We start from the raw sequence: 15,258 nt of genomic DNA on the forward strand, positions 1-15,258 counted from the left end.
CGATGCCGGTCAGGTCCCGACGCAACATGTCGTTGCGGGCATCGCAGCCGTTTCGGTCAGGGTCCTTCCAGCCGCTGCCGAAGAGGCTACGTTCGTAGCCCGTCTTTGGAGCCCTGCCCTTGATGGGGATGCCTGCAAGCTGATGCAACGTTGTGCTTGCCTCGGCCTTCGAGGCGTTTTCCGTGATCGAGGGCGCGGAAGCTGCCTTCGATCTGACTGCCGCAGAATTCGACGGTACGGTCGGAGCGGGCGTTGCCGCCACCTCGGGTTCGGGCACGTGTTCGGAAACTGTTGGCGCTGGCGCCGGTGCCTCCGACCAAACCACCAGGGGTTCATCGACAGGAGCTTCCGACCAGATGACCGGAGCGGCAACGGCGGACGCGTCGGAACCAGCGCAGGATGTCAGGACCAGGCCGAGAACAAGCACCATGGCAGAAAGCAGGCCTGCAGTGCCTGGCCTCTTACCGGGATTGGGCTCCGTCCGCGCCCAGGCTCCACCCGAGCCCGCACGATCGCCGTCATTCACAGGCGACACCGTCGCCGTCCCTATCAAGTTTTCTGCTGTAGCCGGGATCGCCCTTGTAGATCGGGTCTGCTCCAGCGTTTCTTACCGCTGTGCAGTTCTTGTAATAGGTGTTGGCGGTGACCTTTGGAGCCTTGGGCTTGGCAGACTCTTTCTTCTCGCGAGCCTTTTCTGCGGCAAGGGCGGATTTCGCTTCTTGTTCACGGACCTTGGCCGCTTGCGCATCCGCTGCCTTCCGGGCGGCCTTTGCCTTGGCCGTTGCCTCCGCCTTCGCCGCCGCTGCCTTCTTCTTGGCGTCGGCCGCTGCCTTCTCAGTGGCTGCCGCTTCCTTCTTCTTGGCGTCGGCCGCTGCCTTCGCTGTGGCGGCAGCGGCTTCGTCCGCTTTCTTCTTCGCTTCGGCAACCTTCCGGGCTTCGGCTTCGCGGGCCGATGCCAGATCGGCCTCGGCCCGATCGTGGGCATCCTGGTCGACCCAGACCAGAGCACCTGTTGAATCCGCGTCGCAGTAGTTGTTCGCGGTGCCCTGGGTCATGACCTGATAATCGAATTCGCAGGACTGGCCGACGTAGCTCGCGAGATCAGCCGGGAGGGTCTCGGCCACCGCGGCTTCCTCGAGCAGCGTATCCCCGTTTCCGGCGTCGGCCGTGGCCGTCGAGCAACCGACCAGCGTGAGGGCAAGTACGACACCGGCGATGCCCTTTCCAACGATGCCCCGCGACATTCGTTTACTGTTGCCGTCCCTGGCATCACGCGTCGCGAGCCCCCTCGGCGGCCCTTCCAAACTCATGACGCGCCGCCGCATGCAAAAGAAACCCTTGTCCGTGCTCATAATTCCCCAAGTCATCAAATATTTCGATCAACGGATCAAACCATAGCCAACACCGTGACGACTAGTCATTTCTTACTTTGTTGCATGGCAACGGCGAACGTGAAAACTCGGGATGACAGCGAAGTATGCGCACGTGCAAAAATCGAATGTGACCCCTTAAGTCGAGCCGTCCGGCACGCAACGTATTCCTTGTCGGATCCACGGGGGGGGTGGGGTCCCCCGGGAAGTCAGGCGGCCGACCCCACCCCGGCCCAGCGCAGCACCCGCAGCGCGCGCAGGGTGTTCCAGCGGCTCGGCTCACCCTCCGGTGCATCGACGTCCAGATAGGTTTCCCCGGGCCAGGTAACCCCGGCAGACCAGCGACCGTCCTCGCCGCGTTTGTCGATCAGCGCCTCAACCGCCGGGTCCAACCGCGGATCAAACGAGCTTCCCGCTGCCCGGAAGTAGTCCAAGGAACGCAGCACGTCGTAAAACCAATACGGCGGGAAGGAGAAGTTCAGGTAGCGGCCTTCGGCCACTTCCCCGGTGCTCAGCCGCTTGAACCCCGAGCGCTTCAGCAGGTATTCCTCGCCACGGGACCGGGCGTCGGCGAGCACCGCTGGCGCCTCCCCCACGGCGCGCTCGTGTTCGAGAAGTCCCTCGAGCACGCCGAGGGTGGTGTCGAAGGAAGAGACCTTGGATGAATCGGGGGCCTCACAGTTCCAGCCGCCGTCGGGCAGTTGTTCGGTGAGCAGCCGCGAGATGATCCGCTCGCTGCCCTCGCCGAGCTGTCCGAAGTAGGCACCTTGGGAAAGGACACCGCCATTGATGCAGGGTTCGACCTCTCCATGGAAGTAGGGCAGGTTCTCCCAGTACTTCCAGGTCACCGATTCGCGCACCCTGTCCACCGCCGCGCGCACGGGCGGATCCTTCGGTTCGGCACCGAGCCGGCGCAGCAGCGCCAGCGACCAGAACACGGACTTCCGGCTGTGGTCCTCGCCGTATTCGTCGTTGTTCCAGTATCCGCGGGCATCCTGCAACGCCAGCAGCTGGGCCCCGAAACCCTCAACGGTTACTCGGGATCGTTCCTTGGCCACCTCGGTTTCGGGGGCGTCGAGCAGATCGCGCATCACCTGCCAGCGGAGAGAGGGGTCGGAGTCGAGCAACCAAGCCACAATGTCCATCCCCCCATTGTTGCCCTCCGCGGAGCATGGTTCCAGGGTCAAGAGAGAACATCCTTGCTGGCGAATCTGCCATAGGCCAGAGCGCCGAACACCAGCAGGTACCCTCCCTGCAGCAGCGCGTTCTGCCCGAATTCACTCCAGCGGATTGGGTCGCGCAGCAGATCGGCAAAGCCCAGCCAATGATGGGTGAATAGCCATGGATGCAGCCAATCCAGTTGCGGTAGCTGGCCCAGGATCTGCGCGGTCACGGCCAGTACGGCGATGGCGGCCATGGCGCCAACGGGCACGTCGGTCAGCGTGGAGATGAACAGGCCCAGCATGGTGAGCCCCAGCAGCGACACCGCCACGTAGAGCGCCACCAAACCCACACGCAACACTGCTGCGGGTGCGGAAATGGTGGTTCCCGACAGCAGCGTCACCGGCCCCGTGGGGAAGAGCAGCGCACCGATGCCTAGTCCGCACACTGCCACCATGGCCGCCGCGGCCAGGCAGAAGAGCGCCGCCACGATGAACTTGACCAGCAGTAGGCGCGGGCGGGAGGCGGGTGCGGTAAGCAGGTAGCGCAGCGTCCCGGTCCCGGCTTCGCCGGCGATGGTGTCCCCGGAAACCACCGCGACAGTCAGCGGCAGGAACAGCGGGATGCACACCAGCAAGCCGGTGATTGCAACAAACAAGCCGTTTCCCGCCACGCGGTCAAGGAACGCCGGCCCCCGCCCGCTGGGCGGGCCCGACGTCAGGCGCACCGCGACGGCAATGAGCACCGGCACCGCGCCCAGCGCCAGGAGCATCGCCCAGGTGCGGCGGCGCCGAAAAAGCAACGCCACCTCGTTGGCCAGCAATCCGCTACTGGACAAGGTCGAACCCCTCCCCCGTCAGTGCCACGAATCTCTCTTCGAGGCTGGCCGCCTGAACCGTGAAGCCGCGCACGCGCACGCCTGCGGCGACCAGTTCCTCCACTAGCCTTTCGGGCTCGGGCGCCTCGGAGCCGAGCACCGCATCAAGGACCCCGTCGTCGCCGGCGGGCACCGGGTCGACACGCGCGTCGAGGCCCAGCCGTTCCAGCACCGCCAGGGCAACTCCGGTGTCCGGGGTGCGCAGGGAGAGCAAGGGCCTCCCATCGGCCCGCAATTCCTCCAGCGTGCCTTGGGCCACCAGGTTTCCGTTGCTCATCACCGCCACGTGGCTGCACGTCTGTTCGATCTCACTGAGCAGGTGGCTGGAAACAAAGACCGTGGTCCCCTCCGTGGCGAGCACCCGGATCAGGTGTCTGACCTCGCGGGTTCCCTGCGGGTCCAGCCCGTTGGTCGGTTCGTCGAGCACCAGCAACTCGCGTTCGGCCATCAGCGCATGGGCAATTCCCAGGCGCTGCTTCATGCCCAGCGAGTAGGCGTGCACTGCCAGCCGTGCGGCCTTGCCCAACCCGACCTTATCCAGGGCTGCGTCCACGCGGCGATGGCGGGTGGACGCGTCGGAGGTGCGGTCAGCGGAATCAAGCCGAACGAGGTTGGCCCGACCGGAGAGGAACGGATAGAACGCGGGACCTTCGATCAGGGAACCCACCCGCGGCAGCACCCGGGCTGCCGCAGCGGGCATGGGTTCGGCGAGTAGCGAGATGCTGCCGGCATCGGGGGTTGCCAGGCCCAACAGCATCCGGATGGTGGTGGTCTTGCCCGAGCCATTTGGTCCCAGGAATCCGAAGATCGAACCCCGCGGCACGGCAAGGTCCAGGTCATTGACCGCGCGGCGTTTTCCAAAGCTCTTGCCCAGCCCCGTCGTGCGGATGGCCAGGTCCTCGGGCTCCGGCACCCCGGTCACCGGTCGTTGGCCGCGGCCTGTAGCCTGGCCACCGTCACGGCGCCGAAGACCATGCGCCCGTCATCGGTGACCAAGACATTGAGCAGCGAGGTGTGCAGCAGTCTTCCGCCTTCGACCGGGGTGGCCAGCTGGTTCAGCAGTTCGTTCGCAGCCAGGTCCTCGGGGACCTGGCTGGCGGGAACCACCACGACGGTGTCCCAGCCGGTGCCGTTGATCGCGTCGGAGGGATCGGCGAGGTCCTTGGCATCTGGTTCGACGGTTTCGTCCTTGGCACCGGGTTTGTGGTCCGGGAACCGCTTGGAGTTCTTGTGGCCAAGATGATCCTTCGGGATTTGCTGTTCGCGCACCTCCGCCCCCGGCGGTGGAGTGAATTCAAAGAGATCGGCTGCAGGTGTCTCCGGGGCGAATGTGGTGAATCCGACGGCTATGGCCGGATCTTCCTGCCCGACCGCATCCACGACGACCTCCAGTGGTGCCCCGGTGGCGGCGTCGACGCCGATGCTCACCTTTGCTATCAGCGAGTCGTCGCTGCGCGGGTCCAATTCAAGAATGTAGGCGTCCCGGCCGGCCACGCGAGTGTCGTCCTGCACGCTGATGTCGGTGTTTGGCCCCATTGCATCGAGGAAATGGTCGGCGACCACCGCGGGAGTTGGCGGCTGCATCGTATGCCGTGGCGGGCCGGCTTGGCGGTGGGTTTCGGGAAGCGTCACATGGACCGCGGTGTTCTCGGCCGAGTCGTAGTGCCACAGCGAGGAACCATTTAGGATGACGTTCTGCTCGTTCATCTCTTCCATGACCTGGATCCGCGCCTTGTCCGGTCCGTCCACGTAAACCCTTGCCTCGTGGGTTCCCGAGAGCGCCGAGAGCATGCCAAGCATGTCGGCGCCGGTGGATTCGGGATCATCCGAGGAAGGAGAACCGACCCCGGCCTCCGAGGGACCCGGCCGCGCCATGCCGGGGCTTCCCGCATCCGGCAGCTGCGGGATCCCCAGGTCGAGCGTCGTGCGGGCGGTGCCGGAGAAGTCGGTGACATGGGATCCCGCGATCATCTGCAGGATCTGTTGCGGCGTCTTGGCTTCGAGCTGCACCTGGGCGTTCGCGGAGATCGAGGCTCCCACCGCGAAGGCGGCAATGACGGCGGGCGCCAGCGCGGCGGGTATCCATTTCTTGAGTACAGCGGGTTTCACGGCCATCAATCCCCATCAAGCATCTTGGTACCTCCACCGTACGCCGCTGCAGCGGCGTTGGCGATGCCAAGCAGGGGGCTCCGGACGGCCGGTAGGAACCGTCAGGCTTCCGAGGCATCGGCTTCCGGTCCGGGTTCCCACCGCAGCAAGTCCCCGGGTTGGCATTCGAGCACGTCGCACAATGCCTCAAGCGTCGCGAAGCGAACTGCCTTGGCCCGTCCGTTCTTGAGAACGGCCAGATTGGCCGGGGTGATGCCGATGCGTTCGGCGAGCACTCCAACCTGCATCTTGCGCCTGGCAAGCATGATGTCGATATCCACGATGATCGGCATCAAATAACCTCGTCGAGTTCGGCGCGCATTCCCAGCGCCTGGGCCAGCAGCATGCGCAGCACAATGACGATGAGCGCCACCCCGCCGACCAGCAGTGCCCCGCCGCAGAGCAGCAGGACAATTCCCGGGGCGACGGCCTCACCTGGGGCCAGCACCACGGCCATGGCGAAGGTGAGCAAGGCTGCCGCCGCGACGGCGCCAATCACGATGTCCACGTAGCGGAAGGCGCCGCGGGAGAAAACCGTTCCCCTGCGCACCATGCTCAACAACCGCCACACGCAGACCATGGAAACCTGGACGGTGACGATGCCCAGCAACACGATCACGATCACGGGGGTCCGCACGGCAATGACCTCGGGGCCCGCCTCATTCAGGTCGATGGCCAGCAACGGGACCATCACTGCCTGCACGAACAACGATCCGGCAAGACCCAGCGCAAGGACAATGCGCAACGCTAGGACAGTAATGTTTCCCATTGGGGTCTCCTAATATCGAGTAACGACTCTAATCTATCGTTATACGATAAGTCGAGCAATACTGCCATGCGCACAGAGGACCTCGTCGGGCATGAAACGGAGGGCGAACCAAAGCGGTCCGCCCTCCTTCATCCCCTGCAATACCACGCGAAAACGACTACCTGACAGGAGTCTCGGCAAGGATCGCGTCGATCTGTCCTGCCGCCTCGCGCATGCCCTCGTCCATGCCCATCTTGGTCATTTCCTCGAGTTGCTCGGCGCTTTCAAATGAGGACACCGAGGTCATCCTGGTTTTCCCGTCTTGCTCCTCCAGGCTGACCACGCAACGCGTGGTGCCGAGAAAGCCGCTTGGCTCGCCGTCGTCCCCGGCGAACCCGTCCTGGAATTCAAAGCCGTTCGGCGCATCCACCGACAAGATCTTCCACCAGCCACGGGCCTTTTCGCCGTCCGGTCCACTCATGTAGTACCTACATTCCCCGCCTTCGGAAAACTCATGCCGAACAAAGGTTGCGGGCCACGTCGGCGGCCCCCACCACCGTTCGAGCTGCCGGGGATCTTCCCAGACCTGCCAGACGCGTTCCTTCTTTGCCTCGAATTCGGCAACGAGCGTGAGTGTGAGGTTTTCCGGGTCGGTTTGAACGCTGATGACGCTCATGGTTTTGCTCCTTCATGTTCGCCGGAGAGAATGTCTCCGATCATGCCGACGCGTTGCCGCCAAATGCCCTCGTAGGCTTCCAGCAGCCGGGCTGCACGGCGCAAGGATTCCAGGTTCCCGTGCACAATCTGCTCCCTTCCGCGTCGCTCTTTGGTGATCAACGATGCTTTCTCGAGCACCGCCACGTGCTTCTGCACGGCTGCGAAGCTCATGTCATAGCGCTTCGCCAAATCGGAGACCGACTGCTCCCGGAGCATCGCCTGCTTGATGATGTCGCGCCGGGTTGCATCTGCCATGGCTTGGAAGATGCGGTCGATCTCGAGTTCACTCAATACATGTACAACCATTTGGTTGTACATTAGCGCGTCGCAAGGTCCGGCACAAGGGGTAGCTGGGGTCTATTTGGGCTCCGGGGCTTGGAAGCACCGACGGCCCGCGTCGACGTAATCCAACGACCGGTCAACGTCGACGCTGCCGCCCGGCATCGACGCCACGATGTTCGGGACTCTGGACCGCAGGTGCGCCAACCGGATGCACCGAACCCTCCGCCACTGAAAATCAGCGCGCGCCCGGATCGTCCTTCGGCTGGGGATCCCCCGTGCCCGGGTGTTCCGCGGCGGTTTCGGGAAGGTCTCGTGCCGTGGTGTCGCCGTACACCCAGCTGGCGAGGGTGCGCAGCTTGGACTCTGATTCGGAACCGGGATCCGTGGTGTAGATGAACATCGTCTGGTCCGGCTCCCCGGTGACCGTCAGGGCCTCGTAACGGATGTCGAGGCGGCCCACCAGCGGGTGGTCGAGCCGCTTGATCCCGTCACGGCGCTCGACCACGCGATGGTCGGCCCACCATGTGCGGAACTCGGCGCTGTTCATTGCCAGCTCCCCAACGAGCTGGGCCAGGAGCGGATCGTCCGGGTGGCGGCCGGCATCCAGGCGCAACGTACCCACCATCGAGGAGGCGGTCTTCTCCCAGTCCACGTAGCGGGTCCTGGCTTCCTCGTCCAGGAAGGCCCAACGGATCAGGCTGCGTTGGCGTACCGGCTTTGCGGGAAAGTCCGCCAGGAGAAAGGCGGCCAACGGATTCATGGCCAGCACCTCCGTGCGTCGCCCGCGGATGAATGCCGGGTGCTCGGTGAAGGAGGCCAGCAACAAGTGCAGGGAAGGGCGCACCTGCTGGACGGTGCTCTCGGGTTCGGTACGGCGCGGGCCGGCCACAGCACGGGCAAGGTCGAACAGGTGCCGGGTGGCCAGGTCATCGAGCTGCAGCGCATGGGCCAAGGCATCCAACACGGCTTCGGACGGACGCTTGTGCCGACCCTGTTCCAGACGGGTGTAGTAGTCGGTGCTGACCTTGGCCAGGGCGGCGATTTCCTCCCGCCGCAGTCCTGGCACGCGTCTCCTCGGTCCCCCGTCACCGACAGGGGAAACCAACGCGCGGCGGACCTTGAGGAACTCACCAAGCTCGGTGCCAGCTGTCATCTCCGGGCTCCTTTCGCCTCTGTCCATGATCCCACTTCCAAGGATGCGGGGCATTACGGCGTGCGGTGCATCTTGTGGATTGCCGCCTGGGCCAACGGCTTGACCACCAGTTCATCGATGTTCACGTGGTGGGGTCGATTCAGGGTCCAGGCGATGCATTCGGCGACGTCGTCGGCCGAGAGCGGCTCGGAAACCCCGGCATAGACGGCATCGGCCGCAGCCTGGTTCCCGCCCAGACGGCGAAGGGAGAACTCCTCGGTGTGCACCAATCCCGGCACGATCTCGATGACGCGGATCGGTTCGCCGTTCAGTTCCAGCCGCAGGGTCTGGGCAATGACCCGCTCCGCGTGCTTCGCCGCGGCGTAACCGCCGCCGCCCTCATATGTGCCCTGGCCCGCCACCGAGGATACAACCACGATGTCGCCACGCCCCGAGGCACGCAGGGCGGGCAACAGCGCCTTGGTCAGCCTGAGGGTGCCCAGCACGTTGACCTCGTACATCCAGGACCACTTTTCCAGGTCCGCGTCGGCGACGGTCTCGGTGCCGCGCGCACCGCCGGCGTTGTTGACCAGCACCTGGACTTCGCCGGCGGCCTCCACGATGCGCGCCACGTCGTCATCGGAAGTAATGTCGGCGGCCAACACGTCGCAGCCGATCTCCGCGGCCAGCGCCTCGAGGCGGTCCCGGCGCCGGGCGACGGCCAGCACCGAGAACCCGGCGGCAACCAGGTGGCGGGCGGTGGCTGCACCGATGCCGGAGCTCGCGCCGGTGACGACGGCACGACGGCGGCCGGTGAACTTGGTGGACTGATTCGCTATGGTGTTCATGGGTTCCATTCCACCAGCCACCGGCACCAGGCCAGGGGCTCCAGCCGGGCCCACTTTATCCGGGGTATGCCATACCCAGGATCAGCTGGGCCCCGCCCGTGGCCCCCATGCGCCGGCCGGCGTGATGGACTTGTAGGAGCATCATCGTCGTCAAGCCAGGAGCAACCATGCCCAGCCCGATCCCCGAGAAGAGCACATTGGACCCTGCCATGGCTCCCGGCCGTTCGCCGTTGTTCGAACGCCCAGCGCTCCGGCCCGCCGGGGTGCGCGATTTCTTGCGCGACATCGCCCCGCACTATGCGAGCAACGGGGTGATCGGGCTGGTTTTCTCCGCGTCCGGGCCCATCGCGGTAACCCTTGCCGTGGGTGCCGCCGGTGGCCTAAGCCAGGCTGAATTGGCATCCTGGGTCTTCGGCATCTTCCTCTCCGCGGGCCTGGCAACGCTGGTGATGTCCATGGTCTATCGCCAGCCACTCGGATTTGCCTGGTCAATCCCCGGAACCGTGCTGTTGGGCCCGTCCCTGGCGCATCTCTCGTTCCCGGAAGTGGTGGGGACCTTCTTCGTCTCCGGCCTGCTTATCCTGGCGTTGGGGTCCACCGGCCTGGTGCGGCGCATCATGGCCGCCATTCCCATGCCCATCGTCATGGCCATGGTGGCGGCGGTGTTCCTGCGCTTCGGCACCGACATCGTCGCTTCTTCCCAGGCCAACCCGGTGGTGGCCGGGCCCATGGTGCTCGCGTTCCTCGTCCTGTCCGCAGTGCCCGTCCTGGGCAGGTACCTCCCGCCGGTGTTGGGCACCCTGGTGGTCGGCATCATCGCGGTGGCGGCCAGCGGGCAGTTTGCCCTGAACTCCGCGGCCGGGCCGATCTTCGCCACCCCGGTGTTCACCGCACCTGTTTTCACCTGGGCCTCGCAACTTGAACTGGTGGTGCCGCTGGCGATCACCGTGCTGATCGTCCAGAACGGTCAGGGCGTGGTTGTGCTGCGTGCGGCGGGCCACCGCCCGCCGGTCAATGCCTTCGCCATCGCCTCCGGCGCCTTCTCCTTGCTTAACGCCGGGTTCGGCGCCGTCTCCGCCTGCGTGACCGGTCCAACCAACGCCCTGCTGACTTCTTCGGGCGAAAAGCACCGGCAGTACACCGGCGCCGTGGTTTACGGCCTGTTGTCACTTCTCTGTGCACTGCTGGCCCCGACCCTGACCCGTTACATGCTCGCCACCCCGGAAGCCTTCGTCCTGGCCCTGGGCGGCATTGCCATGCTCAAGGCCCTCCAGCAGGCCTTCGTCAGCGCATTCTCCACAAAGTTCACCCTCGGTGCACTGGTGACCTTCGTCGTCACGATCTCGGGCCTGGACCTGTTCAACATCCACGCAGCGTTCTGGGGCATCGTCATCGGCTACGCCGTGTCCCGCCTGTTGGAGCGCCCCGACCATGCCGCCTCCGTGCAGGCCCCTTGAGGCCGGCCCGTCGCCGCGGCCCCCGCTTCCACCGGCCGCGCATGAAGCGGCGTTGACCGCGAGCGGAGGATTCAGTCCAGAACGACGGTCCGTCGACGCAGGGCAACACCGGGACCCGCAGCCAGCGCTGCAGCCAGAAGAACCAGCACGCCGAAGGAGAACGGCCCATAGCTGCTCTCGCCGACCAAAGCCGGCAGGTTCAGCAGGATGATGGCGAAGAAGGCCAGAAGTCCTGCCAGCCCCAGCGCGGGGGCGACGCGGCGGGACCACAGCGAGCCGCCGCGTTCCCGCCGCGCAAAAAAGACCAGGACGGCAATCGAGGTCAGCGTCAGCAGCAGGACGATCCCCACCGAGGAAATTCCGCCAAGCCATGTGTAGAACTGGCCGATCGGATCCAACCGCAACACCGCCGCGGCGACAATGAGCACGGCCACGGCTGCCGAGGCAGCCACCGAGGCGGCTGAGGGAGCCCCCAGGACCGGATGGGCGGTTCCCAGACGCGCGGACAGCACGCCGCGGGCACCGAGCTGGAACAGGTACCGAGAGGCAATGTTGTGGAAGGAGAGGATGCAGGCAAACAGGCTGGTCACAAACAGCAGCTGGACGATGTGGCCGCCGGCCGCACCCAGGTAGGCCTGGGTGGTGGTCTGCAAAATCGTGCCGGGATTGTCCGTGGCGTTGGCGACAATGCCGCTCTCGCCGTTGGCGCTGATCAACACCCAGCTGGAGACCGTATAGAAGACGCCGATGGAAATCAGCGAAATGTAGGTAGCCCGGGGAATGGTCCTATCCGGATCCTTGGCCTCGTCGCGGAAGACCGCAGTGGCCTCGAAGCCGACGAAGCTGAGTATTGCGAAAAGGATTCCCATGCCAGGTGCACCCGAGACGATTTCGGAAGGCGTGACGATGCCGGTGGCAAAGCCTTCCGGGCCGCCTCCGGAGAAGATGACGACCGCGTCAAGCACGAGCACGATGGCAACCTCCGCAATGAGCAACACCGCCAAGAGCTTCCCGGAGAGCGCGATGTTCCTGTAGCCCAGCGCCGTCACGGCGACGAAGCCAACCGCCGCCCACACCCACCACGGCAGGTCGGGCCCACCGTAAGATTGCACGAGTTCGGCCAGCCCGGGGCCGAAGAGCCCGAAAACCCCTGCCTCGAGTGCCAAGTAGGCCAGCAGCGCAACGAAAGCCGCACCCAGGCCGAACCCGCGACCCAGGCCCTTGCTGACGTATGAATAAAAGGCACCGGCGGTTGGCACGTGGCGGGTCATCTGGGTGAACCCCACGGAAAAGAGCAGCAGCACGACGGTGGCGATGACAAATGAGAACGGGAAGCCCGCACCGTTGCCGAAGGCGATTCCCAGTGGAACCGGGCCACCGATGACGCCCAGCGGCGAGGCAGCGGCAACCACGATGAAAACGATGGAGGCAACGCCGAGGTTTCCGCGCAACCGCGTCCTCGGGGGCGCCGTATCGGTGCCAGAAGCGGGCGCCGGCGGGGAAACGAGAATCTGTTGCTGGGACATGTTGTGTTCTCCGAACGGACGTTCACGAATTGGGAATCGGAACCACGCTAGGATCGCCCTGCGGCTCCGGGCGACCACAAGTCCGCTTATTTCCTCCAAAGTCCAACAATGACGCAGTCTCGATGCCGCGGGACGCTGCGGGCCGTCACGAAGCGTCTTCAGGCAAGCACGGGGTGTCGTTTTTCGACACGAAGTTGCCCGCGACCTCGGAACCATGACGGCGCGACGTTACTCCCATCCGCGCCGGGGCGCGACCGAATCCTCGAAAGCGCAGGGCGGGCCTGACGGTTGCCGGAGACAGAACGGCCCGCTCCGTATCGGCGGAGCGGGCGGTTCCGCCGGTCTTGACCGGCTTCGCGTGGGGTCGTTAGGCCTTGGCGATGGCTTCCTTCAGCGCCGAGAGAATCAGCGCAACCGAGGTCGGGTTCGCATTCGGGCCCATCAGCCCGATGCGCCACACGGTGCTGGCGTACTTGCCCACGCCCCCGCCGATCTCGATGTTGAAGCGATCCAGCAGGTAAGCGCGGACCTTGGCCGAATCCACTCCCTCGGGAACGTACACCGTGGTCAGCTGGGGCAGGCGGTGTCCTTCTGCGGCGAACAGCGTCAGGCCCATCTCCTCCAGGCCGTCCTGCAGCGCCTTTCCGGCAGCCTGGTGGCGCACGGTGACAGCGTCCAGCCCTTCGGCCAGAATGCGGTCGATGCCCGCCTCCAGCGATGCCACCATTCCCACCGGCGCGGTGTGGTGGTAGGTGCGTCCGCCACCGGAGCCCCCGGTGGTATATCCGCCAAGCAGACCAAGATCCAGGTACCAGGATTGCGGCTTTTCAACGCGGCGCTCGAAGGCGCGGTCAGAGATCGTGAACGGTGCGAGACCAGGGGCCACGCCGATGCACTTTTGCGTTCCGGCGTAACCAACATCGATCCCCCATTCATCGGCGAGCACCGGCATGCCGCCGATCGAGGTGACGGCATCAACGATCAGCAACGCGTCCTTCTTGATGGCACCGAGTGCCGCGATGTCGGAAACGACGCCGGTACTGGTTTCGGCGTGCACTGCGGCAATGACCGTGGGGTTCGGGTGAGCGTCGGCCACGCGCTGGGCGTCGACCGGTGTTCCATATTCATGGTCCACGCGCACCACTTCGGCCCCGGCACGCGAGGCGACCTCGCACATGCGTTCGCCAAAGAGGCCGTTGACCGCGACGACCGCCACGTCCCCTGCTTTCACCGTGTTGACGAAGGCAGCTTCCATTCCTGCCGAACCGGTCGCGCTCAATGGCAGCGTGCGCGTGTTCTTGGTTCCCCACAGGGTGCGCAGCCCCTCGGCTGTGCGATCCATCCGGGCAATGAACAACGGATCAAGATGACCCAACAGCGGCAGTCCAAGTGCAGCGGTGGCTTCGGGATACGGGTTGCATGGGCCGGGGCCAAAGAGGTGGCGAACCGGAACGATCTGTGTCATGTGATCTCTCTTTCTCATTGCAAAATCTGGCGAGCGGAGAGCCAGCCTATGCCCCGCGCAGTTTCATGAAGTCATGCCAGGCACCCGGCACGGAGGCGAGTTCAGGATGCTTCGCTTCTGCTCGGGCACCAGTCCGCAGGGAGAACCCGCCCAAGTCAGCGCAATTACGCTGCCTTTAGTGCCCTGTCCGTCGAATCGTCGTCAATCGACATCAACCGACGGGCTTCCCGCAATGCCTCGGATGAGTCCTTCTTGTCCAGCTGCGCCAGTAGCAACAAGTTCGCGATCCGCTGTTCCCTGCGGCTCTTGCGGCTCTCGCGTGCCACCTCGATCATGGCCAGGACCCGAGCATGTGCCCGGCGTCCGCGGGCATCTGGGCTCGCGTCTTCGGGATCCGTATTACTGAGTACGTTCAGTGCCTCTGCGATAACGTCGTTCATATCCTGCCTTTCACTTGGTCTCCGCCCCCACATCTTCGTGACGCGTATCACCACTTGCTTCTCATGGCCAGCCTAGCCTCCGCGTGGAGGCGAAGCAGAATCGCGAAGCGCGGGCGCGAAACTCCACGCAACATGGGCGGGCGCCATGCCCACGACACGAAATCCTGGGGCGGGACGTCGAATCGACCGTGGTCACTACAGAAACTCCCGCGCTATTCCGGTGTCGCTTCGGGGAGTCCGGCGGATGGCCCGGGCCTGCCGACCAGCCTTCCGCCGTCACGCATCGGCCGGCAGTAGTCATTACCCCCACCAAATGTTCACCCGGCATTAATGGCAACTCCGCAAAGCCGGGGGGAATCGATGGCAGGTTAAGAAGTGTTGCAGCTCAAGAAAAAGTAGTTGACACGTCAATATAGTTGTGGCATATTTATATGCATAAGCATGCAAACCGGTTGAACCGACCGGCTTCCAACACTAAGGAGTTCCCCCCATGAGCATTGAAATCACCCCCGGCACCTGGACCCTCGACGCTTCGCACAGCGAAGTTGGCTTCACCGTCCGCCACGCGGGCATCTCCAAGGTCCGCGGCGCATTCACTGAGGTCACCGGCACCCTGACCGTAGGCGAATCGGTTTCCACCTCAAAGGTCGAGGCGATCGTCAAGACCGAGTCCTTCGACTCGAACGACAACAACCGCGATGCCCACGTCAAGGGCGCGGACTTCTTCAACGTTGAGCAGTTCCCGGAAATGACCTTCGTGTCCACCGGCGTTGCAGGCTCCCCGGAAGAGTTCGAGCTCCTGGGTGAATTGACGATCAAGGACACCACCAAGCCGGTGACCTTCAAGGTCGAATTTGGCGGCGTTGCGGTTGATCCGTTCGGTGCCACCCGCGCCGGATTCTCGGCCACCACGCAGATTTCCCGCAAGGAATTCGGCATCACCTGGAATGCTGCCCTCGAAGCCGGCGGCGTACTGGTTGGCGACAAGGTCACCATTAACATCGACTCCGCATTCGTGCTCGCGGGACAGAACTAGGCCCCTTCGGCCCCAGTCGGGGGGGGGGGGGGGGGGGGGGGGGGGGGGGGG

General features: G+C 64.7%; 16 protein-coding genes and 1 pseudogene. 2 read left to right on the forward strand and 15 right to left on the reverse strand.

From position 1 onward, the window contains the following. The 12 genes and pseudogenes from ACIPUB_RS19320 to ACIPUB_RS19375 form a co-directional block, all read right to left on the reverse strand. Nucleotides 1-430 (reverse strand): annotated as a pseudogene (locus tag ACIPUB_RS19320) (deoxyribonuclease); the annotation flags it as partial. A gap of 88 nt (nucleotides 431-518) precedes the next feature. Beyond that, nucleotides 519-1,352, reverse strand: a complete 834-nt coding sequence (locus tag ACIPUB_RS19325; RefSeq protein ID WP_407608866.1) for an excalibur calcium-binding domain-containing protein — start codon at nucleotides 1,350-1,352, stop codon at nucleotides 519-521. A 227-nt stretch (nucleotides 1,353-1,579) separates the two neighbouring features. Beyond that, complete coding sequence (locus ACIPUB_RS19330) at nucleotides 1,580-2,515, reverse strand: hypothetical protein (protein WP_407608867.1); 936 nt, start codon at nucleotides 2,513-2,515, stop codon at nucleotides 1,580-1,582. A gap of 38 nt (nucleotides 2,516-2,553) precedes the next feature. Beyond that, complete coding sequence (locus ACIPUB_RS19335; protein WP_264269610.1) at nucleotides 2,554-3,369, reverse strand: ABC transporter permease; 816 nt, start codon at nucleotides 3,367-3,369, stop codon at nucleotides 2,554-2,556. Next, the gene (locus ACIPUB_RS19340; RefSeq protein WP_407608868.1) at nucleotides 3,359-4,330 is read right to left on the reverse strand and encodes an ATP-binding cassette domain-containing protein; all 972 of its coding nucleotides are present in this window, start codon (nucleotides 4,328-4,330) and stop codon (nucleotides 3,359-3,361) included. The genes ACIPUB_RS19335 and ACIPUB_RS19340 overlap by 11 nt, the downstream gene beginning before the upstream one ends. Then, nucleotides 4,327-5,517, reverse strand: coding sequence for a LolA family protein (locus ACIPUB_RS19345; RefSeq protein ID WP_407608869.1), 1,191 nt, complete (start codon nucleotides 5,515-5,517; stop codon nucleotides 4,327-4,329). Before ACIPUB_RS19345 ends, ACIPUB_RS19340 begins: the two co-directional genes overlap by 4 nt. 101 nt (nucleotides 5,518-5,618) lie before the next feature. Further along, a complete protein-coding gene (locus ACIPUB_RS19350) occupies nucleotides 5,619-5,849 on the reverse strand; it encodes a helix-turn-helix domain-containing protein (protein ID WP_407608870.1) in 231 nt (76 codons plus the stop codon). After that, the gene (locus tag ACIPUB_RS19355) at nucleotides 5,849-6,325 is read right to left on the reverse strand and encodes a DUF2975 domain-containing protein (protein ID WP_407608871.1); all 477 of its coding nucleotides are present in this window, start codon (nucleotides 6,323-6,325) and stop codon (nucleotides 5,849-5,851) included. The genes ACIPUB_RS19350 and ACIPUB_RS19355 overlap by 1 nt, the downstream gene beginning before the upstream one ends. A 157-nt stretch (nucleotides 6,326-6,482) precedes the next feature. Next, entirely contained in the window at nucleotides 6,483-6,980 is a 498-nt protein-coding gene (locus ACIPUB_RS19360; RefSeq protein WP_407608872.1) for an SRPBCC domain-containing protein, read from the reverse strand. Further along, on the reverse strand, nucleotides 6,977-7,327 hold the full coding sequence (locus tag ACIPUB_RS19365; protein ID WP_264269616.1) for a helix-turn-helix transcriptional regulator: 351 nt from the start codon (nucleotides 7,325-7,327) through the stop codon (nucleotides 6,977-6,979). The genes ACIPUB_RS19360 and ACIPUB_RS19365 overlap by 4 nt, the downstream gene beginning before the upstream one ends. A 211-nt stretch (nucleotides 7,328-7,538) precedes the next feature. Beyond that, nucleotides 7,539-8,456 (reverse strand): helix-turn-helix transcriptional regulator, encoded by a 918-nt coding sequence (locus ACIPUB_RS19370; RefSeq protein WP_407608873.1) that lies wholly within the window; start codon nucleotides 8,454-8,456, stop codon nucleotides 7,539-7,541. Nucleotides 8,457-8,509: 53 nt separating this feature from the next. Further along, nucleotides 8,510-9,283: an SDR family oxidoreductase gene (locus ACIPUB_RS19375; RefSeq protein WP_407608874.1), complete on the reverse strand. Its 774-nt coding sequence runs from the start codon at nucleotides 9,281-9,283 to the stop codon at nucleotides 8,510-8,512. Between the two features lie 167 nt (nucleotides 9,284-9,450). Between ACIPUB_RS19375 and ACIPUB_RS19380 the strand changes: the two genes are divergently transcribed. Continuing rightward, on the forward strand, nucleotides 9,451-10,740 hold the full coding sequence (locus ACIPUB_RS19380) for a benzoate/H(+) symporter BenE family transporter (protein ID WP_407608875.1): 1,290 nt from the start codon (nucleotides 9,451-9,453) through the stop codon (nucleotides 10,738-10,740). 71 nt (nucleotides 10,741-10,811) lie between these two features. On the opposite strand, the gene ACIPUB_RS19385 is transcribed toward ACIPUB_RS19380, so the two are convergent. The 3 genes from ACIPUB_RS19385 to ACIPUB_RS19395 all read right to left on the reverse strand — a co-directional run bounded on the left by ACIPUB_RS19385 (nucleotide 10,812) and on the right by ACIPUB_RS19395 (nucleotide 14,171). Continuing rightward, nucleotides 10,812-12,266 carry an APC family permease gene (locus ACIPUB_RS19385; RefSeq protein WP_407608876.1) on the reverse strand — a complete coding sequence of 485 codons (1,455 nt, stop codon included), beginning with the start codon at nucleotides 12,264-12,266 and terminating at the stop codon, nucleotides 10,812-10,814. 367 nt (nucleotides 12,267-12,633) lie between these two features. Then, complete coding sequence (locus ACIPUB_RS19390) at nucleotides 12,634-13,731, reverse strand: pyridoxal-phosphate-dependent aminotransferase family protein (RefSeq protein ID WP_407608877.1); 1,098 nt, start codon at nucleotides 13,729-13,731, stop codon at nucleotides 12,634-12,636. Nucleotides 13,732-13,895: 164 nt separating this feature from the next. Beyond that, a complete protein-coding gene (locus tag ACIPUB_RS19395) occupies nucleotides 13,896-14,171 on the reverse strand; it encodes a hypothetical protein (protein WP_407608878.1) in 276 nt (91 codons plus the stop codon). Nucleotides 14,172-14,661: 490 nt separating this feature from the next. Between ACIPUB_RS19395 and ACIPUB_RS19400 the strand changes: the two genes are divergently transcribed. Further along, nucleotides 14,662-15,207, forward strand: a complete 546-nt coding sequence (locus tag ACIPUB_RS19400; RefSeq protein WP_407608879.1) for a YceI family protein — start codon at nucleotides 14,662-14,664, stop codon at nucleotides 15,205-15,207. The last annotated feature ends 51 nt before the right edge of the window (nucleotides 15,208-15,258 follow it).

Origin of the sequence: Paeniglutamicibacter sp. ORCA_105 (genome assembly GCF_045798545.1) — a bacterium.
Taxonomy (GTDB): Bacteria; Actinomycetota; Actinomycetes; order Actinomycetales; family Micrococcaceae; genus Paeniglutamicibacter; species Paeniglutamicibacter sulfureus.